Genomic DNA, 22,722 nt, shown 5'->3' with positions numbered 1-22,722 from the left:
CTACCAAAAACCGAACATCCGAAAATGACACTTGCCAAATTGTTTTCCTATCTCTTTACCTCCCTTTTCTTTATTAGTTTTGGATTGGTCTTGGTCATTTTTCACCCCATCCAGTGGATCTGCCTTAAAGTATTTGGGTACGATGCCCATAAAAGAAGCGTTTCCATCCTCAATTGGTTTATTATGCGATGTACCAACCTACTGGGCACCCGATACACCTTTGAGAACACCCACAACATTCCTACGGACCGACCTTTGATCGTGGTTTCCAACCACCAGAGCATGTACGACATCCCTCCCCTTATCTGGTATATGCGGAAACACCATCCTAAGTTTGTAAGCAAGATTGAACTGGGGAAAGGCATCCCAAGCGTATCTTTCAATTTAAGACATAGTGGTTCGGCATTGATCGATAGAAAAGACCCCAAACAATCCATTGCCGAATTGCAAAAGCTGGGCAAGTATATTGAGAAACACAACCGAAGCGCCGTGATTTTTCCAGAGGGGACCCGAAGCCGTAATGGCGTTCCCAAACTTTTTAGGACCACTGGACTCAAAGTGTTGATGAAAAATTCACCTTCTGCCTTGATTGTGCCCATTAGCATAAACAACTCCTGGAAATTATTGCGGTATGGCAAATTTCCCATGGGATTGGGCTCACACCTTACCCTAAAGGTGCACGTCCCTGTAGAGAACAAAGGCAATTCCGATGAGCTCATTGCCCAAATCGAAGCCACTATCGCTTCGGGAGTAAACGCGGACCAATGAATCACGACCAACTCATCCAAAACACCATCTCATTTGTCAAAAAAGCGCTTGAACATGCGGAAGGAGGTCATGATTGGTTTCACATTGAACGGGTATACAACACTTCCAAATTCATAGCGGAACATGAAAACACCAACACCCTTGTTGTGGAACTTTCTGCATTGCTCCACGATATAGCAGACCCAAAATTCCATGATGGGGACGAATCCGTTGGCCCGAAACTGGCCAAAACGTTTTTGGAATCCCAACAGGTAGATATCGCCACCATAAATCATGTGGTGAACATCATTCAGCATATGTCCTTTAAAAACAGTCTGGAGAACAACGGAGCGGTCTTTACTTCCACAGAACTGGAAGTGGTCCAGGATGCAGACCGATTGGATGCCATTGGTGCCATCGGCATTGCACGTGCCTTCAATTATGGGGGATTCAAGAACAGGGCATTGCACGACCCAAAAATTGCTCCTAATCTTCAGATGACCAAAGAGGAGTACAAGGCCTCCAAGGCCCCTACCATCAACCATTTTTACGAAAAGCTACTACTACTTAAAGACCGCATGAACACCGAAACCGGCAGAAAACTTGCCCTACAGAGACACCAATTCATGGAAACCTTCCTAGATCAGTTTTTTGGTGAATGGGAAGGTACCCAATAGATCTTTGGTCTCTTTCAGTTTTTTGTATCTTGTAATCGCAATCAAAACTAACACAATGCAAAGAAGAAAATTCATTCAAAATGCCGCAGCGGCCTCCGCTGCGTTTTCTATTGTACCCAGTCATGTTCTGGGCAAAACCCATGTTCCCCCCAGTGATACCCTCTATGTTGGTGCTTTTGGTGTTGGCGGCAGGGGAAGTGGTGTCATCAAAGGTCTCAATGAAACTGGAAAGGTGAAGTTTGTGTCGTTCTGCGATGTAGATGATAGACGGGCCAAAGATACTTTCGAAAAATTCCCTGATGTAAAACGATACAAGGATTTTAGAAAGGTCTTTGACGCGCATTTGAATGATATTGATGCCATAATGGTAGCTACCCCCGACCATATGCACGCCACCATTGCACTCCCTTTTATGCGGGAGAAAAAGCATGCCTATGTAGAAAAACCACTCACCCATAACATCCATGAAGCCCGTCTGATGACCCAAGTGGCCAAGGAAAATGGCATTGTTACCCAAATGGGGAATCAAGGTGCTTCCAGTGATGATAGCCGAATTGCAAGAGAGTGGGTCGAGTCTGGAATTATCGGGAAAATCCATACGATAGATTGTTGGACCAACCGCCCTGTTTGGCCACAAGGAGTTGCCGTACCTACCGAAAAACAAAGAGTTCCAAAAGGATTGGATTGGGATCTTTGGCTGGGTCCGGCCGCCATGCGGGAGTATAATGAAGCCTACCTTCCCTTTAAATGGCGAGGTTGGTGGGATTTTGGAACCGGTGCTTTGGGCGATATGGGATGTCATATTATGGAAACCCCGTTCAGTGTGCTGGATTTGGGATATCCCACTGAAGCCGAAGCAAGCTGCACCACGGTTTGGGTAGGCGATTTTGTGGAGGCCGATTACAGCCCTTCCTGTCCTCCTTCTTCCAAAATACATTTGAAATTTGACCACGAATACCATGGAGATATTGCCTTGAACTGGTATGACGGAGGCATTATGCCCAACTTGCCCGATGAGTTGAAAGATGGTGAGATGGTCGGTAACCGGGATGGTGGAACCATCATGTATGGGGAACGAGGTATTTTGGTTTGCGATACGTATTCCCAAAATGCACGTTTGCTCCCCACCGATATGATGGACCTCTACAAAGCTCCAAAACCAAAATATCCTAGAGTTCCCGGTAGCATGGGCGGTCACATTGCCAATTTTGTTGATGTGTGCCTCAATGGGGGATCCACTTCTTCCGATTTCTCCAAAGCCGGTCCGTTGACCGAAACCGTACTTATGGGCAACTTGGCCGTAAAAGCCTATCAATACAAAGTATTGAAAGAAGGTAAAAAAGTGGGGGACTGGGATCCATACGATTACCCAGGAAGACGCAAACTTTTCTGGGATGGTGAGAACATGAAGATCACCAATTACGACAAGGCCAACGAATGGGTCACCCGGAACTACCGTAAAGGCTGGGAACTGTCGTAATTTTCTCAAAATTACTACATTGCACGATGGATATGGGCAGCAAACGGTCCATATCCATCTGATGTAACTTCTCTAAACAACACACCTATGATGAAAAAAGCATTCTTACTGCTATTTGCATTGGCAGTCGTTATGGCCTGTAAGCAAGGCTCTAACGGAAAAGAAAGCCAAAATGTGGCGGAAGCGGCCCAACCCATGGGAGCCGAAAACATTGCCTACCAATGGAGCCAAATGGCCATTACTGCCACGGCCAACGACACTGAAAAATTTAAACCAAGACCTACCATAACCTCTAGATTTTTAGGGTTGATATTTGTTTCCATCTTTGATGCTTGGTCCCGCTACGATGAAAAAGCCATCCCTGTGTATCTGGAGGGAGTAGACCGACGTCCAATGGATGAACAGACCCTGAAAAACAAGGAGATTGCCATCAGTTATGCTGCATATAGGGCCATGAACGAGTATTACTATTCGGATAAAGAACTCTTTACCGATTTTATGAAAGAGCTCGGATTGGACCCCAATAATGAAAGTTTGGACCCCAATACCCCAGAGGGCATCGGTAATTTGGCCGCCAAAGCGGTCATTGAGGCCCGAAAGGGAGATGGTGCCAATCAATATGGGGAGGAAGAAGGTTCCAATGGGGTGCCTTATTTCAATTATGTAGGGTATGAGCCTATAAATTCCGTGGACAACAATGTGGATCCCAACCGCTGGCAACCCAAATACTTTTCAGATGGAAAAGGTGGGCAGTTTGCCCCAGGGTGCCTTACCCCTTTTTGGGACAAGGTAACCCCCATATCCATGAAATCCGGAGACCAATTCAGACCCGGACCTCCTCCACAAATTGGCTCGGAACAGTTGGAGAAAGAAGTACAGGAAGTCATTGAGATGCAGGCCAACCTCACCGACGAGCAAAAAGCCTTGGTGGAGTTCATGCGGGACGGGCCACAATCGGTACAACAAGCAGGCCACTGGTTGAAGTTTGCCCAAGAAGTATCCATTAGGGACAACCACACCTTGGATCAAGATGTAAAAATGTTCTTCTACAACCAAGTGGTGGCCATGGATGCCTTCATTGCCTCATGGGACAGCAAAATGTTCTATGACTTTGCCAGACCGTTCGCCTTGGTACACGAATATTACGACCAGCAAAAAATCAAAGCATGGGGCGGGGTCGGAAAAGGAATGGTAGAGATGGATGGCAGCCAATGGCGCCCCTATTCCCCGGATACGTTCTTGTGCCCACCTTTTCCAAGTTACACCTCGGGCCACAGTACCATCAGTGGGGGCTGTGCCGAAGCATTGAAACTTTGGACGGGCAGCGATGAGTTTGGTTCCGAAGTGGAACTCGTGGCGGGTTCGCTTACCGAACCGGAGAACCTTGGGGACACCGTGACCCTTAAGTTTCCCACGTTTACCAAAACAGCCGAAATGGCCGGGATTTCAAGGGTGCTTGGCGGATACCACATCCAATCGGACAATATTGCCGGATTGGAATTGGGCCGCGATGTGGCCCACGAAGCTTGGAAATTCTATAAAAAGCATGTTGGGGAAGAAGATATGTAACCTGCACCACTAAGGGCGCTAGGTTTTCATTTTCTTTTGATAGTGCGCTTTGACCAGTTCATTTTCGGTGAGGGCAATGGCCTTTTCCAAAGCAGCCCTTTGCTCCTTGGTTTTTCCTAAATCGAAATATAGTTCGGCTTTAATGGCATGGTATAGGGCTTGATCGGTAAAATCGTTTTTCTGCTCCAGTTGCCTCAGTTCCCCTAATGCTTTTTCGGCACCATGGATTTTGGCAAAGGCCACGATGCGATGTAAGGCCACCATAGGTGAAGGTTCCAATTTCAGTTGCAAGTCATATAGATACAGGATGTTCTTCCAATCGGTCTCCACAAAACTTTTGGCCGTGGAATGGTAATACGATCGGGCTGCTTCCAAATGATATTTGGAAGGTGTGCGGTCATGGGTCCCTGCACGCTCCAAATGCCGCATCCCAATCGAAATCAATTCTTGGTTGTATTTGCTCCGATCCTGATGTTCCAGAGTGACCAATGCACCTTCATCATCCAGTCGGGCGTCAAAACGGGACGCATGAAAACACATCAAAGCGATCAATGCTTCCAAATTAGGGTGTTGGCAATAGGTATTTTGCTGCATCAACAAGGCCAATCGCAAGGCCTCATAACAAATGTCCCTTTTAACGATCAAGGTACCCGAAGTGGCGGCATAGCCTTCCGAAAACAAGAGATAAACAACCTGCAATACCCGGAACAAACGGGACTGAAGGCCCATTTCCACAGGGATTTTGAGCATTTTTACCGCTTCCCGGAACTTTTTCTTGGCCCGGGTAAAGGATTTGGCTACCGCTTCCTCCTTTTTCAATAGGGCCTCTGCCAATTCCTTATTGCTGAAACCGCCAATGAGCTTTAGACTCAACACTATTTGATGCTCTTTGGAAAGCGCAGGGTGGCAACAGGCGAATATCATTTTCAATTGGCTGTCCGAAAGGGTGGCATCCAAGGCCGGGTCACCGTTTTGTTCTATTCCGCTGTGTTGGGAGAGTCGTTCGGTGTCGTGAAGGTCCACTTTTTTGTCCCGCCGCAATACATCGATCAACCGATTGCTGGCCACACGGTACAACCAAGCCGTTGGGTTATCGGGGACAGATTTGTAGGCCCACACTTGCATGGCTTTCACAAAAGTGTCCTGGGTGGCATCCTCTATCTGCTCCAAATGCGAAGTCCCGAACTTATGGGTCAATAGGGCCACCACTTTCCCATATTCCTGTCTAAAAAGGTGTTCTACGGTTGCGTGGTGGTCCTGTGACATTACTTTTAAAAGACTACTTTCTTAATTGCGTCATTTCAAATCTCTTATGGTTAGATTTCTCACATTCGTTCGAAATGACTTTTTCTACATCAGTGTTCCATGGAAAGGATCTCACGGACCTCCACAAAACTTCCCTCATAATCAAAAATGGGACAGCCCTTGGAAATCTCCACGGCCTCGTCATAGTCCTTGGCCGATACGATCAAATATCCGCCCACCATTTCGGCACCTTCCGCAAAGGGACCGTTGGTGACCACTTCGCCCCTATCGCGGACCACTTTGCCATCCTTTCCCAAAGGGAGTCCGTCCAACAACTTGCCTTTTTCACTCAAGCCTCCCATCCATGCACCCCAAACTTCCATATGGGCCTGCTTTTCTTCTTGGGACAATTTGTCAAAGGCGTCATCGCCACCTCTGAACAGATACAAAAAATTACTCATCACGTTTCGTTTTGTGTCCTTATTTAGGACTGGTTATATATTGTTTTCATCCTAAGGACGAAACCAAAGGCAAGGATTGGACATTTCTCTAAAAATAGTTGAAAAATAGATTTCCCCATCGCATACTAACTCGAAATGAGCGTATCAAAATAATTTCATCTGACCATTTTTGTAGGGTTCGTGCAGATCGGTCCGCAATCTGGGAAACTGCCGGTCCCTAAAATATTTGTGGCGGGCCAAGTGGGTCATATCATGAATCTGTTGGGCTACTTTCCCTTCACCCCGACTCCGAATCCCAAACCGGCTATCGTTAATGGACCCGCCGTGGCAATCTTGGATCAGGTGCAATACTTTTTCGGCCCGGTCCGGCATGGCCTTTTTGATCCAATCGGTAAAAATCTGTCCAATTGCCCCGTTCAAACGCACCACGGTGATGGCAAACGAACGGGCCCCATGATCGGCCACGGCCTTGGCCAAGGGCAAGAGCTCATGACTGTTGATGCCCGGTATCATGGGCGCCAACATCGCATTGACGGGAATATTGTTTTCGGACAAGACCTTAATGGTCTTCAACCTTTTTTGGATGGAAGCTGTTCGCGGTTCCAGTTTTCTTCGGGTCTTTTCCGAAAGGGAGGTCACCGAAACATTGACCCCCACCAATTGATGGGCATTGAGCTCCTTTAAAATATCCAGATCGCGCAACACCAATGCATTTTTGGTGATGATGCCCACAGGGTGGCGGTATCTTAGAAATACCTCCAGACATTTACGGGTAATCTCGAACTTTTGTTCGGCGGGCTGGTAGCAATCCGTATTTCCCGAAAGCACAATGGTGCACGCCTTCCAGTTTTTGTGTTTGATCTTGGCCTCCAACAATTCCGGGGCCGCCTTTTTGACCAAAATCCGGCGTTCAAAATCCAGTCCGGCACTATAGCCCCAATACTCATGGGTATTCCGGGCATAACAGTAAATACACCCATGCTCACAACCTTGGTAAGGGTTCATGGAGTATAGCATCCCCACATCGGGGCTGTCCACCTTGTTCACAATGGTCTTGGGGAAAATGGGAATGTATTGGGTCTTGTTGTTCTCGGCCTCCTCGCCCTCCAAACGACAGAACTCCAGAAAATCTTCCCTTATTTCGTACACCTGCTGCAAAAATTGGTTGGGGGTGTTTTTTTGGGCGCCTCGGCCTTTTTGGTATTCTTTGGGTTCCATTTTTTGGATTTATTCCAAATTTATGGATTATTTCCTTTGTTTGGTGTTGGGTAAATGTTAAATGGGTGAAGGGTAAAAGGTGATGGGTCATGGAAAAAGGGTGAAAGGTCAAAGGTCAAAGGTGAAAGGTCAAAGGTGGAGGGTGAAGGGTGCCAGTAAGTGTTCTCGACTGCTATGGACAAGGCTTGAACGGGCAATACGTTTATAAAAGTTAAATGAAGCCGTCATGCTGAATTTAGTTCAGCATCGCATTGACCTGTTTCCATAGGGATGGGTACCTGAAAGGGATTCTTCGCTCTGCTCAGAATGACAAGGGTATAAGTATTCTCGACTGTTCCTTCTACCGAGCTCAGGATGACAGTTCAAGGCAAGACTCAGGACAGGGTCAGAAATGAGATGAAGTCTTGATGTCATTTCAAGTGTAACGAGAAATCCCATGTTTCACTGGTAACTTTTAGGTTTCTCACATGCTCCTTCGACTGCGCTCAGGATGACAGTTCGAAATGACACAAAAAGAAAGAGCCCCGGACGGGACTCTCTCTGCAGGTAGGTATAGGAAAGGTAAAGTTTTAAAGGCCTTTGGCCGCAAAGTAACGGTACAGGGGCGCCATTTTTTCTTCATAGGATAGGTTCTCCCAATCTTTGGTCTTGGCACTAGGGGCCATTTTGGTAGTAGCGGATGGCTCTACATCCTCGGTCTCGATGACCAAAAGGGGTCTTAGGTCTGCATTTGTGTTTTCACTGGACGGGAAACTTATTGTACTTCCATTGACTGCGTTATCACCATCAAGGCGCAAACGTATTCCTTTATTGGTATTTCCGTCACAAATCCAATTCTCAACTACACTTCTGGGCAATTGAATGGGAAACCATCCTGAGTTTGAGCCTGAGACTCCTTGCCCTGCATCAAATTGGACAGCATAATTATCTGTTCCCACAAAAGGTCCAGCCCAATTAACACTTTCCCCACCTGTCCCATGCCATGCATCGGTTCCATTTGCCATGGTCCAGATGGTTTCAGCCTCAACAAACAAGGGGTCGTTGGCATTGTAAAAACCTACTCTAAGGTATAATGGATCGGCATCATTGGTATAGGACGTTATATAAATATACAAGGTGGCCCGGTTCATATAAAAAGCCTCTGCACAGTTCTCTCCCTGACCTACCAATACAGTAGTTATCTGTTCAGAGATATCATCAAAGCGCATTACATGGTATCTTCTATCCACTGCCATTTCAGCAAAAGACACCTGTGAGATGGTCCCATTGTCCCCATTATCCCCATTGATGTTGGTAATGGTTGCATCCACAGTACCTGAATACCCTTTAAACCCATCCTGGAAATAAAAATCCATATTGGGTTTGTCGCTACCGTCCTGGCCATTTAGGCCATCATTGCCCGGTACGCCTTGACAGTCCAAAGCATCCACAACGCCATCATTGTTGATATCTTCCGATTCCAAATCGGCGGTTCCGCTACCGTCAAGGTCCCAACAGGCAAGTCCATCCGCGCCCGGGTCACCAGGGGTTCCTTGTCCCGTTGGGCCAGCAGGGCCCGTAGGGCCGGTTGGACCTGTTTGTCCGTCTTCCCCGGAACAAGAAGCTAAGATTATGGACATTCCCAAAAGGGCCATGCCCAGTGCTTTTATTGATTTCATGATTGTTTATTTACTTGTTAAATGAAACCAAAAGTAAACAGGTCCATTGGGTATTTTGGGGCCTAGTTGACTTGTGACCTGTTTGGATTGACGGATTGCCCTTTAGGATTGACGAACGTTTTGAAGCAAGACTTTTTGAAGGGTTCCAAGGCCGATAATTTACATGCATCTTGGAATTAAAGTAGATGGGGCTAGGCGAAAGGTGATGGTGTGAAGGGTCAAAGGTTAAGGGAAGCCCGTAAGTGTTCTCGACCGCTCCTTCGACTACCCTTTCGACTTGGCTCAAGGCAAGGCTCAAAACAGAGTCAGAAATGAGATGAAGTCTTGATGTCATTTCGAGTGGAACGAGAAATCCCATAGTTCACTGGCAACCTTTAGATTTCTCACATGCTCCTTCGACTGCGCTCAGGATGACAGTTCGAAATGACACAAAAAGAAAGAGCCCCGGACGGGACTCTCTCTGCAGGTAGGTATGGGAAAGGGAAAGCTTGTTATAGGCCCTTGGCCGCAAAGTAGCGGTACAGGGGCGCCATTTTTTCTTCATAGGATAGGTTCTCCCAATCTTTGGCCTTGCCGCTTGGGGCCATTTTGGTAGTAGCAGATGGCTCTACATCCTCGGTCTCGATGACCAAAAGGGGTCTTAGGTCTGTATTAGGATTTTCACTTGAAGCAATATCAATTGAACCCTGTCCAAGATCGACACTGTTAGGGTCAATACGCAAACGCATTCCTTTGTTGGAGCCAGTATTACAGATCCAGTTCTCTACTACACTTCTCGGCAACATAATTGGAAACCAACCATAAGCTTCACCGGAACCCTTGGGGAGCAAGAATGTATAATCGTCAGAGCCTGAGAATCCTGCCCATGTAGCTGCTTCTCCTCCATCTGCCGCCCAATACTCATTCTCATGGGCAAATGTCCATGTAGCTTCTGTTTGCTCAAAAGTTGGTTCATCCTCTCCATAAAAACCAATTTTCATGAATAGATTATCATAATCTTGATTTGTATAGCCAGTTAGGTATACATATAAAGTTGCCTTGTTTACACGAAAAGCGTCTGCACAGTTTTCCCCATCACCAACCAAGGTAGCAGTAATTTCATCAGCAATATTGTCAAAGCGCAACACTGATCTTCTTTCCGTTGTCACTAGGCCATTATTTGAATAGAGAAGTTGTAATTCCTGGTCATCGCTCCCAATATTAGGCGGTACAATGCTTGCATCTTGAGTATCTGTATAATCGCTAAAACCATTTTGGAAATAAAAATCCACATTGGGCTTGTCTTCCCCAGGAATACCTTGTTCTCCTTGATCACCTTTATCTCCTGTGTCGCCCTTGGCTCCTTGCAATCCTTGATCCCCTTTTTCCCCATCTTCTGCAGAACAAGAGGCCAAAATGATGGACATTCCCAAAAGAGCCATGCCCAGTACTTTAATTGATTTCATAATTTTTTATTTAATTGTTATCTGAAACCAAAAGTACGCGGGGCCATTGGGTATTTTGGGGCCTAGTTGACCCTTGACCCGTTTGGGTTGACGGATTGCCCTTTAGGATTGACGGATGAAATCTGCTGTGGGAATTTTAAGCTGCTTTTTGTGGGCGATCAGTTGAAATCTACCTTGACCAACTGCTTTTTACCACCCCGTTTGGCGTAGAACAACATTTGGTCCGCAGTGGCATCTTTTAAGGGTTTGGAGACCATAAGGGGCAAACGGGCCTCTTGTTGGTCTATGATCTTTTCGTAGTCCAAAACGCCGTTCGGGTCCAAGGAGATCATGAACACATTGCGGTTTCGGCTAAAACCCTGTTTAAAGATAAGACGTTCGTTACCAATAAGTTGTGGGTTGTCTGCTGCGGTACAGATAAAGAAGTAGGTGTTGCCATCCTTGCAGTAGGAGCTGTAGGAGGCATAATCGCCATCGCCTCGGGTAACCTCCGTTTTGTTGATGTTGCGCACCCAGTCCATTTCGCCATTGGGCTTTAACTTGGCGCTTACAATGTCGTTATAGTGGTAGCGTTCCGTTTTAATGCGCTGTCCGGCACCTGTGACCTCCATGCCCGTGGTAACAAAGTATTCCTCGGCATTAAAGAAGATATCGTCGTTTGGGGCGATCTGCACCCCTTTGAAGACCAAATTCTTTACTTCCTTGTCCTCTTCCCTACCAAACTTGTCTTCCATGAACTGTTGCGAAAAGGGATTGTATTTTTGGGAATTGATGTCGAGCGAGGTGGGATCTAGATCAAAATAGGCGATTCCGTTGTAGCGATTGTCCTTTCTATCGGCATAAAATCCAATACAGACCAGTCTGTTTTTAAACCGGACCGGATAGAGCGCTTCGGGGTATTTTCCGGGATCCACGAACGATTGCGCGCTGCTTCCGTTGGTGTTAACCCTTATAAGCTCGTACTGGAACTTGCGCTCGTCCACCTGAAAGCGTTTCTTCTTAAAATAGGCTTTCCCCACAATATACGCGGTCTGCAGGTCCTGCGAGAAGGCCACATTCTCAAAAGCGTAGTTCTTTTCTTCGATCTCGCCAGAGAAGTCGAACTCGAATTTTTTGTTGAGGGCCGTATCGAACATATGGATCATATGCTTGTTGTCCTTGCCTCTTTTGTGGTGGGTACTGATCACAAAGCCCCTTTTGTCCTCATCAAAAAGAATGGCCGTGGTAAATCCTTTGGAAAAGTTCCGGTTGTAGTAGTTTTTCCCCACGGGATCATCCACCTGCTCCGAGCTGATGGAAAGCAGTTTTTTCTCCTTAAAGTCAAACGCGATGATAGGGCTGGAATGCACCCAATATTCGTATTCGTGCCTACCCTCATTATAGTTGAGGAACATGAGGTTCAATTGGCCGTTTTTCAGGAACCCGTCCACAAAGTCGAGCCCCTTGAGCTTGTAATTGTACTCCGTGACCAGTTCCAGATCGGCATTGTAGTGTTCTATGAGGTAGCCTTTGGGCCTTAAGATCAGGCCTTGGTAGTAGGCCCGGACCAAGATATAGCCCCCGGTACCGTCATCATCAATGGTCAAGAGGTTGGAATAGCGATAGCGGTCGTTGTATTTTTCACCAAAATTATAGGAAACGGGCATTTTTTGGGCCTGTGCCACAATGCCCATGAGAAGAAGGCCCAACAGGACGATTTGTTTTTTCATTTCGATTTGGGTTGGTCTCGCCAACGGTCATGAGCCGGGGAAATCTGCCTTGCGCTTTTCCAAAAAGGCCGATGTGCCTTCCCTAAAGTCATCGGTCCCAAAACAATGGCCAAAGGCGTCTATTTCGGCGGCATAACCATCAACATCATACTTAAAACCAGCATTTACCACTTTTATTGCCTGTTTTAACGCCACAGTGGAATTATTCGATATCCTGCTTGCTATTTTAATGCACAAGGGCACTAATTCCTCTGGGGACACCACATGGTTCACCAAACCGTAGGCGAAGGCCTTGTCCGCATCGATCATACCTGCCGTCATGATCATTTCCATGGCCCTACCCTTGCCCACAAGCTGTGGGAGGCGCTGTGTACCCCCATAACCGGGGATGACCCCGAGGGAGACTTCGGGGAGACCCATTCTGGCATTGGTGCTCGCTACCCTAAAATGGCAGGCCATGGCCAGCTCCAATCCGCCACCCAATGCAAAGCCATTGATGGCCGCAATCACGGGTGTGGATAGGTTTTCAATAAAATCGAACAGGTTTTTTTGGCCCATGGCAGACAATTGACGCCCTTCTTTGACCGAAAAGTGGGCAAATTCCGAGATGTCCGCCCCGGCCACAAAAGCCTTTTCACCACTTCCCACAATGATGATGACCTTGGTGTCGGCATCCTCATCCAACTCCTTCACGGCCACATGCAGTTCCTCTATGGTCCGTTTGTTGAGGGCATTCAGTTTTTTGGGCCGATCAATGGTGATGGTGGCTATACTGTTCTCTTCTTCGATGTAGATGTTTTCGTAGTCCATGTGTTGTTATTTTGAGGTCTCGACTGCGCTCGACCTGACTAATGCCTAAGATTGCTTTGGAAACCTTACGGTAAACACGGTTCCCTTACCTACTTGTGAAGTAAAGTTAATGGTTCCTCCGTAGTTTTCCACAATGTTCTTTACCATTCCCAGACCAAGGCCGGTTCCGCTTGATTTGGTGGTGAACTTGGGCTCAAAGACCTTTTGCCTGTACCCATCCGAAATGCCCACCCCATTGTCCGCCACCGAAATCTTTACCTGTTCCCCTTCCGAGGAAACGGTTACCAATATTCGGGGAGAAGGCACCTCGGGGACGGCCTGTATGGCATTTTTCACCAGATTGGTAATGACCCTGATCAATTGGGTGCGGTCCAGTTTGGCGATGATCTCTTCCTCGTCTGCAATAAAATGGATGTAGTCTTCCGTAAAAATCTCCAAGGCCAACTTCACGATCTTCACCACATTCAAGGTCTCGTTCTGCTGGGCGGGCATATTGGCAAAGCTGGAAAAGGCCGTGGCGATATTGCTCATGGTGTCGATTTGCTGCACCAAAGTCTTTGAAAATTCCTTGACCTTGGTTTGGATCTCGGGGTCCTGGGGGTCGAACTTGCGTTCAAAATTCTGAACGGTAAGCCGTAGGGGTGTCAAGGGGTTTTTGATTTCATGAGCCACTTGTTTGGCCATTTCACGCCATGCCTGTTCGCGTTCGCTCTTGGCTAATTTTACGGCACTTTCCTCCAATTCATCGATCATTCTGTTGTACGAATCCACCAGTTTCCCAATTTCCTGCCCGGGGCTTTCAATGTATATTTTTTCATTCCGCCTAGTAAGGTTGGTCCGGTTGATCTTATCGGAAATGGTCTGGAGGGATCGGGTAATGTATTTTGAAATGAAGTACGCGAGGAAAATGGCGGAGAACAACATGATCAGGTACACCCCCCCCAAACGCAAGAGAAACTCGGTAAGCTCCTTATTGTTGAAGGTATTGTCCTCAAAGTACTGAAGGTTTACGATCCCGATGGGTTTAAACCTTGTATCGTTGATGTAGGTGTAGGTGGCTTGGTAATTATCGCCGGCGGCACGCTGTTCCTGAACATATCGCTTGTCATCACTGTCCCGTAGATGGTTCAGAATCTGTGCATCCAAACAATTGGAAATGGAATCGGCCTCAAAACTGGGCCTAGAGCTTTTGATCAGACTGCCCTCGAGGTCGTAAATATTAAAGTTGACATTTTGGACATCAGCAATCTTGTAGATTTCATCCCTAAAGATCAATCCGAGGTTTTCCGTGTTCACCGGGTAGGTGGTTTCCCGTATGGTGTAGGCAATGCTTTGGAGCACCTGCTCTTCCTTACGCTCCACCCTATTCTCATGATAGTCCCTGCCCTGTTCGCTATACTGGTAAATGGTAACCCCGGCAATCAATACGGAGGCAATGACCACCAACAATATCATGCTGAAGAATATCCGGGATCGTAAGGATAATTTACTGAACAAGCGTATTTGGTTTGAGGTAAATTTAAGCAATTATCGAGCCAAATGAGGCACTAGAGTAAGTGCAAGTTCAAGTTTCAAGCTCAAAATTAGGTTCCTACTAATTTAACTGAGCATGCGCTTGAACTTAATATTTGAACTTTCCTAAGCATTGGGATTCTTGTCCCGTATACGTTTATAAAGTCGAATGCCCAACATCAAAAGAATGCCCAGCACCACAATACCGATGACCCCATAAATCCAATTGAAGGCACTTTTAAGAATCACCAGAAATACGATGGCAAAGAGTATCAAGGTGGCCCCTTCGTTCCAGATGCGCATAAACTTGGAGGTGTATGTTACCTCATCGCGCTGCAATTGCTTAAAAATTTGATGGCATTTAAAATGATATGCGAACAGCAACAGCACAAATCCCAGTTTTACATGCATCCAAGGTTGTTGTAGCCAAGAGGGCATCAAAATAAGCATCCAAACCGCAAACAGTGTGCACAGAATGGCCGAAGGCCATGTGATGATGTACCATAGGCGTTTGGTCATCAGCTTCAATTGGTCGGTCAATATTTCCCGCTCCGGGGAGGGTTTTTGCCAGGCCTCAATATGGTAGATGAACAAACGCGGAATATAGAACAGTCCCGCGAACCAGGTGACCACAAAGATGAGGTGCAAGGATTTAATATATGGGTAAATCAACAGTACGCTTTTTTACGATTACAATCGAAGTGCCCCTACCCCATTTTCCCAAAGCTTCTTGTTAAAATTGGGGATATCGGCAGTCATCAAAGTTACGGCTCTTTGTTTAAGTCCAACCCATTGCGCATCCAATTCCCGCTTGCGGTTTTTTGATGGTTGATTGATTCGGGGCAAGGCACTGTTGCTCTGGTTCATCAAAAACAAATATTCTGCCGAGAACTTGTTGGGGAAATTCTCCACATCGTCATAGGCCTGCGACTTTCGCTGTACCATATCCTCATCCCATGCCTTGAGCTTCTCCAGTAGGGCTTTGCCTTCTGCTTTCAAGTTTTCATTGTCCAACTCTTCCAATAACTTCTTTAGCTGCCCCTGCACCTTGAAAAGGTCGTTTATCTTTTGGTGCATATCAGTAAGGTTGGTTTCCAATTCTGTCATAAACACATCATGTTCCCTGTACCGTTCGGGAGTCATATTGGTATTGGGAGGGCTTAGCACAGTACCTGTGGTGGTTACGGTTTCCCCACCTGCCTTTAACCGGAGCGTGTAGCTGCCGGGAGGGACCTTATGCCCTGTGAAATTGGCTTCAATATACACATCGGGTATGCCCGGGATTATCGGAGTCTTTAAGTCCCATACAAAACGGTTCAATCCTTTATCCGTACCCAACACTGGTGCCGGAGGTGCCCCACCCCCATGATGGGGTTTGTAGTCCTTGTCCTTTTCCGAGGTGAAACTGCGCACTACCTTGCCCTGTTGGTTCAAAATCTCCAAAGTGATCTCGGTACTGTCCATGGCTTTGGGAAGATTGTAGTGGATGACCATGCCATTGGCGGGATTCACCCCTTCGTAAGGGTTGGTCCCTTCCACTTCTTTTGAGTTGCTGTCAAGGGGGCTGAACCAAAATCCGTTCACGGCATCCTCTGGTTGAAAGAGTTGCAGCGCATTGACATTGGCCTTGTACTGGGACAGGGTCGTGATGTTGTCCAAAATCCAAAAAGACCGTCCTGAAGTGGCCACTATCAAATCTCCCTGATGCACTTTCAAATCGGTGATGGGCGCTTTGGGCAGATTCAACTGCAATGGTTCCCAGTTTTTACCATCGTTCCAAGAAATATAAAGCCCTTTTTCGGTTCCGGCATATAGCAATCCCTTACGGACTTGATCTTCCCGCACCACACGAGTAAAGGAACCATACGGGATTCCCGTGCTGATATTGGCCCATGTCTTGCCATAGTCCGAACTTTTGTACAAAGCCGGGGTATGGTCATTGAACTTATAGCGCGTAGTGGCGATATAGACCGTGGCCGGGTCATGGGGCGATACTTCAATGGCATTGATCAAACACTCCCGAAGTCCTTTTGGGGTGATATTTTCCCAAGTTTCGCCTCCATTTTTGGTAATGTGCACCAATCCGTCATCACTTCCTGTATAAAAAATCCCTTTTTCGTGGGGGGATTCAATCATGTACGACAGGGTGCCATAGTTTTCAGCGCCCACAGCTTCATTGGTATAGGGTCCGCCGCCATTGCCCTGTTTGTCATCTTGATCACGGGTAAGGTCGGGTGAAATTTCTTCCCAAGTAACCCCATTGTCACGGGTGCGAAGCACTAGCTGCGCTCCGTGATAAAACGTTCCGGGTTCGTGTTGGGACCAAATAATGGGGGCATTCCAATTGTACAAATATTTCATGTTCCGGGCCTCACGCCCTAAATATTGGATGGGAGCCGCCATGACATCCGTGGCCATCTTGGTTTCCATATCCAACAATTCAATGGTTCCCAAGTAACTTCCGCCCATCACATATCTGGGATTGTCCGGGTCGAAAGCCAAAAAGGCACTCTCACCCCCTGCGGAATAATGCCAATCTTCCCGGCTTATGCTCCATCGGCCTAAAGAAAGACTTGCAATCTTCACCGAGGTGTTGTCCTGTTGCCCACCATAGATGTTGTATGGAAAAAGATTATCGGTACTGATGCGATAGAATTGGGCCGTGGGCATATTCTCTTGAAGCGTCCACGTTTTGCCATAATCAAAGCTTATGGTGGCCCCACCATCGTCCGCCATTACCATGTTCTTGGAGTTATTCGGATTGATCCAAAGATCATGGGTGTCACCATGTGGCACGGAAATGGTCTCCCAGGTTTTTCCTCCGTCTTCCGATCGGAACATTTCTGCACTGAGCACATATACCGTATCCTCGTCAGTGGGGTCGGCAAATACTTCAATATAGTACCAAGCCCGTTGCACCAATCGGTTATCGCCACTCACCATGCTCCAGCTTTTCCCGGCATCACCCGAAACGAAAAGTCCGCCCTTGTCTGCATTGGAATCGCTTTCAATCAGGGCATATACCTTATCGGAATTGGCCGCACTCACTGCAATGGCCATTTTCCCTTTCTCTTTGGGAAGCCCTTCGGTCAATTCGGTCCAAGTATCCCCTCCATCGGTGCTCTTGTACAATCCGCTTCCGGTGCCCCCACTGATGACGATATTGGGTTTGCGTTGGTGCTCCCACATGGCCGCGTACAACACCAAGGGATTATTGGCATCCATGGAAAGTTCCACGGCTCCCGTAAGTTCATTGACAAAAAGAATGTTCTTCCAGGTTTTTCCCCCGTCGGTGGAGCGGTACACCCCACGTTCCTTATTGGGACCGTAAAGTGCTCCCTGCGCCGCCACATAAACCATATCTGGATTGGTGGGATGCACAATGATTCGGGAGATATGCTGTGTTTTTTCCAATCCCAGCTTGATCCATGTCTTTCCGGCATCATTGGATTTGTAAACGCCATCCCCATAAGAGGTCATTACCCCACGGGGGGCATGTTCGCCCATCCCACAATACACCACATTGGGATTGGAGGCCGATACGGAAACCGCCCCAACAGAACCCATTTCAAAAAAACCATCCGAAATGTTTTCCCATTGTTGTCCGGCATTGGTGGTCTTCCACAATCCGCCACCTGTTGTGCCCATATAATAGGTCAAGGGATCTCCCACAACACCACTGGCGGTTACGGACCGTCCACCACGAAATGGACCAATGTTCCTGAATTTCATGGGTTTGAAATAGTCATTGGCGGTTTGCCCAAAAGTCAGGGTAGCACAAAGCACCCCTAAAAGAAAGCTTACTTTTTTCATGTCCGGTCGGGTTTAGGTTTCTTTTTAATCCTCAATACTCAAATAGTCCAATTCCAGTTGATTGAACTCATTGTTGAACGCATCAATTTCTTTGTCCACCAAAGCATCAAAAGCATTCAATTGTTCCTTGATCTTTCCTGAAAGCTCATTTTTCACGGCCATATCCTGCTCTGTTGGAGGGAAATCGTCTATGGACACCAAGCTGTTCAAGTGGGCCAGTTTATTGGTCAACCGTATGGGAAAGTTCAAGGGGTCTTGGTTGCTTCGGTTTTGGGTCTGATAAAGCGCCTTTTCAATTTCCCCGAAATCCTCCTTCATTTTTTCGGCCTTTTCCACCAAGGCCTTGGTCGCCTCATTATCCTTGTACTGTTTTACAAAAGCGTCCAGCTTTTCATTGATTTTCCGAATCTTTTTTATGGATTGATGGGCCCTGTCCACCGTTTCATTGATACCGGTAATAAAATCGAACTGCTTTTGCATATCGGCCACGGAAACTTCCGCCCTGGGGTCGGGAAGAATCTTAAATTCCTGGGTCTGATCGGCACCGTTCACATTCAAGTGCACTTTATAGCTTCCCGGAACCGCTTTGGCGCCATCCAAATTGGCCCACCAAAGAATCATTCCCTCCAATTTTTCCGCTCCTTTGCCACGGGTATCCCAAACATGGGTATTGCCCCCTTTCTTGGCCGCAAGTTTTTTGTCCTTGTCCTTCGCATAGTTGCTGTATGACGCCAAAGTATCCCCATTCATTTTGGTATAGGTCAAGGCTACGCTGTCTTTTTCCGAAAGGTTTTTGAGATAAAAATGGGTGACCACACCATTTGGGTGGTTTTGCCCCTCTATCTTGGAAGGAGTCTTTGCCACTCCTCCCTTGGTACGATAACTGTCCTTGGGATGGAACAAAATGGCCTCTGCCGATTTTTTGGAGCCATCCAGTTGATGCAAAACCGTAAGATCATCAATAATCCAAAGGCTTCGCCCTTGGGTAGCCACAATGAGGTTGTTGTCTTTAATGGTCAAGTCGGTAATGGGAACAATGGGTAAGTTCAATTGGAATTTCTCCCAATTTTGGCCATCATTGAAGGAAATGTACATTCCCGTTTCCGTCCCGGCATATAACAATCCTTTTCTTTTTGGGTCTTCGCGTACCACACGGGTAAAATGCTCGTTGTTGATCCCATTGGTGATTTTGGTCCACGTTTTTCCATAATCCGTGGTCTTGTAGAGATAAGGAGTAAAATCCCCCAATTTGTAACGGGTGGCAGCCACATAACAGGTCCCTTCATCAAAAGCGGAGGGTTCAATGCTGTTCACCATACTCCACTCGGGCATGATATTGGGCGTTACATTCTCCCATGTTTTTCCTCCATCTTGGGTCACATGGATGAGACCATCATCACTTCCTACCCACAACAAACCTTCTTTTAAAGGGCTTTCATTGGCAGCAAAAATGGTACAATAATATTCCACACTGGTATTGTCCTGTGTTATGGGTCCACCACTGGACACCAATTTTGTGGGATCGTTTCGGGTAAGGTCATCACTCAACAAGGTCCAACTTTGCCCTTCATTGGTACTCATGTGCACATGGTTGGAAAAGGTGTAGAGCTTTTTGGGGTCATGCTTGCTGAATATGATCGGGAAGTTCCATTGGAAACGGTATTTCATTCCCTCGGCGCCGTAACCCATAGGATTATCCGGCCAAACATTGATGCCCCTAACAGTTTTGTTCTTATGGTTGACCCTAGTCAGGAATCCTCCATAGCTGCCTCCGTACACAATATCATCATTGGCGGGGTCCACTGCAATATGGGCAGATTCGCCTCCCGCTGTTTCTTCCCAATCGTCCTCGCCTATGGAATTGTCATCACTCCGGTGGTTAATCCGCAAAGTGGAATTGTCCTGCTGCGCCACATAGATCCGGTATGGAAAGGCGTTATCCGTAGTGACCCTATAAAACTGGGCCGTGGGTTGATTGTAATAGGTACTCCAAGTTTCCCCACCATCATAACTGATCTGTGCGCCACCATCGTCCCCAATGATCATCCGTTTTGAGTTCTCTGGAGCGATCCAAAGATCGTGATGGTCACCGTGTGGTGCATTAAAGGTATTGAAGGTTTTCCCACCATCCGTACTTCTGTGGTATTGGACATTGAGCACGTAGACCACATCTTCATCTTCCGTATCGGCATAGACACGGGTGTAGTACCAAGCCCTTTGACGCAATTTGCGCTCCTCGTTTACGCGAGTCCATTTTTTTCCTCCATCATCTGAACGGTACAAGCCTCCTTTTTCCTTGTTTTCCACAATGGCCCATACCCTTTCGCTGTTCTTTGGGGATACGGTCACACCAATAATCCCCAAGGTATCTTGCGGAAAACCATCATTTTTTGAAATCTCTGTCCAAGTCTCTCCGCTATCCGTACTTTTCCAAAGTGCAGAACCTTCCCCGCCACTGCTTAGGCTATACGGAGTTCTTTGCACCCTCCATGTGGAAGCATACAATACTCTTGGGTTGTTGGGGTCCAAGGTAAGATCCACAGCACCCGCATGATCGTTTACAAAAAGAACTTGTTTCCAGGTTTTGCCCCCATCGGTACTTTTATAGACCCCGCGTTCCTTGGTGGGCTTATAAATATTACCCATCACTGCCGCATAAACGATATCGTGGTTTGTGGGATGTACCTTTAACCTGGGGATATGCCTTGTTTTTTCAAGCCCCATGGATGCCCAGGTCTTTCCTCCGTCTTCAGTTTTCCAAACACCATATCCTGAAGAGACATTCCCCCGTACGGTTTTTTCACCTCCTCCAACATAAATTACATTGGGATCACTTTTGGCTACCTCAACGGCACCGATACTTCCTCCAAAATAACCATCAGAAATATTCTCCCATGATCGACCCCCATCCGTGGTCTTCCAAACCCCACCACCAGTGGCGCCAAAATAAAAAAGATTGGGTTCCCCGGGTACTCCTGTAACCGCAGCGGAGCGACCGCCACGAAACGGACCGATCAATCGATATTCCAAACTGGAATAGATTTCCTCCGGATACTCGGGAGTGGTTTGGGTTTTCTTTTTTCGTTGGGATTGAACGGTAGCAACGCAGAGCGTGAAGGTAAGCAGCAGCATACCCATTTTGGAAAAGCAAGTCTTCATTTTCAAAGTGTTAATTAGTCGTGTCTAAATGTAATGAAAAAGGAAGAAAAAAGGTTTCACAATATTTTGTATTTTAACTCCCTCATTTAAATCTCAACCCACACTATGCGAAATTATTTTGGGCTCATCGTTCTTGTTATTCTGATGTCAGCCTGCAAAAACCAATCAAAATCCCAAGAAGAACAAACAGCACAAACAGCACAAATGCCAGCACAGGAAGAGTCCGAATGGATCTATCTCTTTGACGGCACCAGCACCGAAGGCTGGCGCGGCTACAACATGGAGACCCTTCCCCCCGGCTGGATCATAAAGGACAGCACCCTGACCTTCGACACCGAACTGGGCATGGAGCAGGACTACAAGGGCGGAAAGGACATCATCTACGGCGCCGAGGAGTTCGAGAATTTTGAGCTCTACATGGAATGGAAGCTCCCCGAAGGGGGCAACAGCGGTATTTTCTACCATGTCAAGGAAGGCTATGACGGGCCTCCAGTGGTATCGCCCGAATATCAGCTCATCGATGACGAGAACTATGCCCGCATCCATGACCTTACGGCCTACAATACCAGTCTGGGCTACACCGATAAGCCAGAAGAGCTCAAGCCCTTGCAACAGACCGGGGCCGATTATGCCATGCATCCCCCGAAGGCCGATAAGACCCTACACCCCGTTGGGGAATGGAACAGCTCCAAGATCGTCTTCACCCCCGAAAAAGTGGAGCACTGGCTCAATGGCGAACTATTGTTGTCATTTGTCCCTTGGGACGAGGCCTGGCAGGAAAAGAAGAACTCGGACAAATGGAAGAACAGTCCCGACTACGGAAAGTTCAAGACCGGCTACATCGCGCTACAGGACCATTCCAGCCCGATATGGTTCCGCAACATCAAGATAAAGAAATTATAACCCGCTAAAACCGACCCATGAATAAAAGAGAATTCATCAAGAAGAGTAGTGTAGGTGCCCTGGGCATCATGGTGGCCCCTTCGTTGTTGAAGGGAGCCCCTTTCAAGGAAAGATTGCGCACCGCCCACATCGGTGTGGGCAATATGGGCGCCGCCGACCTTAGTGCCATATCGTCCCACGGTTCCGTGGACGTCGTGGCCCTGTGCGATGTGGACGCCGTGAACCTCTCCGCCGCACGCAAGCTGCACCCAACGGCCCGTGTGTTCTTCGATTACCGCACCATGTTGAAGGAAATGGCCGATCAGATCGATGCCGT

Annotated in this window: 16 protein-coding genes and 1 pseudogene; 6 read left to right on the top strand and 11 right to left on the bottom strand. The window is 47.3% G+C overall.

Going from position 1 to position 22,722, the window contains the following annotated elements; translation table 11 throughout:
* Window positions 1–24 precede the first annotated feature (24 nt).
* From DN53_RS13400 to DN53_RS13385, 4 genes are all read left to right on the top strand, one after another.
* Complete coding sequence (locus tag DN53_RS13400; protein WP_129654947.1) at window positions 25–768, top strand: lysophospholipid acyltransferase family protein; 744 nt, start codon at window positions 25–27, stop codon at window positions 766–768.
* The gene (locus tag DN53_RS13395) at window positions 765–1,424 is read left to right on the top strand and encodes an HD domain-containing protein (RefSeq protein WP_129654945.1); all 660 of its coding nucleotides are present in this window, start codon (window positions 765–767) and stop codon (window positions 1,422–1,424) included. The genes DN53_RS13400 and DN53_RS13395 overlap by 4 nt, the downstream gene beginning before the upstream one ends.
* Before the next feature lie 55 nt (window positions 1,425–1,479).
* Window positions 1,480–2,904 (top strand): Gfo/Idh/MocA family protein, encoded by a 1,425-nt coding sequence (locus tag DN53_RS13390; RefSeq protein WP_129654943.1) that lies wholly within the window; start codon window positions 1,480–1,482, stop codon window positions 2,902–2,904.
* An 87-nt stretch (window positions 2,905–2,991) separates the two neighbouring features.
* A complete protein-coding gene (locus tag DN53_RS13385; RefSeq protein ID WP_129654941.1) occupies window positions 2,992–4,473 on the top strand; it encodes a vanadium-dependent haloperoxidase in 1,482 nt (493 codons plus the stop codon).
* Between the two features lie 18 nt (window positions 4,474–4,491).
* On the opposite strand, the gene DN53_RS13380 is transcribed toward DN53_RS13385, so the two are convergent.
* From DN53_RS13380 to DN53_RS13330, 11 genes are all read right to left on the bottom strand, one after another.
* Window positions 4,492–5,739, bottom strand: coding sequence for an RNA polymerase sigma factor (locus DN53_RS13380; RefSeq protein WP_129654939.1), 1,248 nt, complete (start codon window positions 5,737–5,739; stop codon window positions 4,492–4,494).
* Window positions 5,740–5,828: 89 nt separating this feature from the next.
* Window positions 5,829–6,179, bottom strand: a complete 351-nt coding sequence (locus DN53_RS13375) for a YciI family protein (protein ID WP_129654937.1) — start codon at window positions 6,177–6,179, stop codon at window positions 5,829–5,831.
* A gap of 144 nt (window positions 6,180–6,323) precedes the next feature.
* Window positions 6,324–7,397: a PA0069 family radical SAM protein gene (locus tag DN53_RS13370; protein ID WP_129654935.1), complete on the bottom strand. Its 1,074-nt coding sequence runs from the start codon at window positions 7,395–7,397 to the stop codon at window positions 6,324–6,326.
* Window positions 7,398–7,966: 569 nt separating this feature from the next.
* Window positions 7,967–9,055 (bottom strand): collagen-like protein, encoded by a 1,089-nt coding sequence (locus tag DN53_RS13365; protein ID WP_129654933.1) that lies wholly within the window; start codon window positions 9,053–9,055, stop codon window positions 7,967–7,969.
* 491 nt (window positions 9,056–9,546) lie between these two features.
* A complete protein-coding gene (locus tag DN53_RS13360; RefSeq protein ID WP_129654931.1) occupies window positions 9,547–10,500 on the bottom strand; it encodes a DNRLRE domain-containing protein in 954 nt (317 codons plus the stop codon).
* A gap of 158 nt (window positions 10,501–10,658) precedes the next feature.
* Window positions 10,659–12,209: a hypothetical protein gene (locus tag DN53_RS13355; RefSeq protein WP_129654930.1), complete on the bottom strand. Its 1,551-nt coding sequence runs from the start codon at window positions 12,207–12,209 to the stop codon at window positions 10,659–10,661.
* 27 nt (window positions 12,210–12,236) lie between these two features.
* Window positions 12,237–13,019, bottom strand: a complete 783-nt coding sequence (locus tag DN53_RS13350) for an enoyl-CoA hydratase/isomerase family protein (protein WP_129654928.1) — start codon at window positions 13,017–13,019, stop codon at window positions 12,237–12,239.
* A gap of 45 nt (window positions 13,020–13,064) precedes the next feature.
* Window positions 13,065–14,474 carry a sensor histidine kinase gene (locus DN53_RS13345; RefSeq protein WP_129655371.1) on the bottom strand — a complete coding sequence of 470 codons (1,410 nt, stop codon included), beginning with the start codon at window positions 14,472–14,474 and terminating at the stop codon, window positions 13,065–13,067.
* A 183-nt stretch (window positions 14,475–14,657) separates the two neighbouring features.
* Window positions 14,658–15,203: a CopD family protein gene (locus DN53_RS13340; protein ID WP_129654926.1), complete on the bottom strand. Its 546-nt coding sequence runs from the start codon at window positions 15,201–15,203 to the stop codon at window positions 14,658–14,660.
* Between the two features lie 18 nt (window positions 15,204–15,221).
* A complete protein-coding gene (locus DN53_RS13335; RefSeq protein WP_129654924.1) occupies window positions 15,222–18,344 on the bottom strand; it encodes a VPS10 domain-containing protein in 3,123 nt (1,040 codons plus the stop codon).
* Between the two features lie 24 nt (window positions 18,345–18,368).
* Window positions 18,369–21,503 (bottom strand): VPS10 domain-containing protein, encoded by a 3,135-nt coding sequence (locus tag DN53_RS13330; RefSeq protein WP_129654922.1) that lies wholly within the window; start codon window positions 21,501–21,503, stop codon window positions 18,369–18,371.
* Between the two features lie 204 nt (window positions 21,504–21,707).
* On the opposite strand from DN53_RS13330, the gene DN53_RS13325 reads away from it, so the two are divergent.
* Complete coding sequence (locus DN53_RS13325; protein ID WP_313790143.1) at window positions 21,708–22,406, top strand: 3-keto-disaccharide hydrolase; 699 nt, start codon at window positions 21,708–21,710, stop codon at window positions 22,404–22,406.
* Between the two features lie 17 nt (window positions 22,407–22,423).
* Window positions 22,424–22,722: pseudogene (locus DN53_RS13320) on the top strand (gfo/Idh/MocA family oxidoreductase); the annotation flags it as partial.

This window comes from Flagellimonas olearia (assembly GCF_004150225.1).
GTDB classification, from domain to species: Bacteria; Bacteroidota; Bacteroidia; order Flavobacteriales; family Flavobacteriaceae; genus Flagellimonas; species Flagellimonas olearia.
This window is presented reverse-complemented; position numbering and strand designations above follow the sequence as displayed.

Bases quoted from the DNA above. Each gene is read 5' to 3' on its own strand.
- DN53_RS13370 (WP_129654935.1), bottom strand. From the start codon at position 7,397: ATGGAACCCAAAGAATACCAAAAAGGCCGAGGCGCCCAAAAAAACACC.
- DN53_RS13325 (WP_313790143.1), top strand. From the start codon at position 21,708: ATGCCAGCACAGGAAGAGTCCGAATGGATCTATCTCTTTGACGGCACC.
- DN53_RS13395 (WP_129654945.1), top strand. From the start codon at position 765: ATGAATCACGACCAACTCATCCAAAACACCATCTCATTTGTCAAAAAA.
- DN53_RS13355 (WP_129654930.1), bottom strand. From the start codon at position 12,209: ATGAAAAAACAAATCGTCCTGTTGGGCCTTCTTCTCATGGGCATTGTG.
- DN53_RS13350 (WP_129654928.1), bottom strand. From the start codon at position 13,019: ATGGACTACGAAAACATCTACATCGAAGAAGAGAACAGTATAGCCACC.
- DN53_RS13390 (WP_129654943.1), top strand. From the start codon at position 1,480: ATGCAAAGAAGAAAATTCATTCAAAATGCCGCAGCGGCCTCCGCTGCG.
- DN53_RS13360 (WP_129654931.1), bottom strand. From the start codon at position 10,500: ATGAAATCAATTAAAGTACTGGGCATGGCTCTTTTGGGAATGTCCATC.
- DN53_RS13375 (WP_129654937.1), bottom strand. From the start codon at position 6,179: ATGAGTAATTTTTTGTATCTGTTCAGAGGTGGCGATGACGCCTTTGAC.
- DN53_RS13345 (WP_129655371.1), bottom strand. From the start codon at position 14,474: ATGATATTGTTGGTGGTCATTGCCTCCGTATTGATTGCCGGGGTTACC.
- DN53_RS13385 (WP_129654941.1), top strand. From the start codon at position 2,992: ATGATGAAAAAAGCATTCTTACTGCTATTTGCATTGGCAGTCGTTATG.
- DN53_RS13365 (WP_129654933.1), bottom strand. From the start codon at position 9,055: ATGAAATCAATAAAAGCACTGGGCATGGCCCTTTTGGGAATGTCCATA.
- DN53_RS13335 (WP_129654924.1), bottom strand. From the start codon at position 18,344: ATGAAAAAAGTAAGCTTTCTTTTAGGGGTGCTTTGTGCTACCCTGACT.
- DN53_RS13400 (WP_129654947.1), top strand. From the start codon at position 25: ATGACACTTGCCAAATTGTTTTCCTATCTCTTTACCTCCCTTTTCTTT.
- DN53_RS13380 (WP_129654939.1), bottom strand. From the start codon at position 5,739: ATGTCACAGGACCACCACGCAACCGTAGAACACCTTTTTAGACAGGAA.
- DN53_RS13330 (WP_129654922.1), bottom strand. From the start codon at position 21,503: ATGAAGACTTGCTTTTCCAAAATGGGTATGCTGCTGCTTACCTTCACG.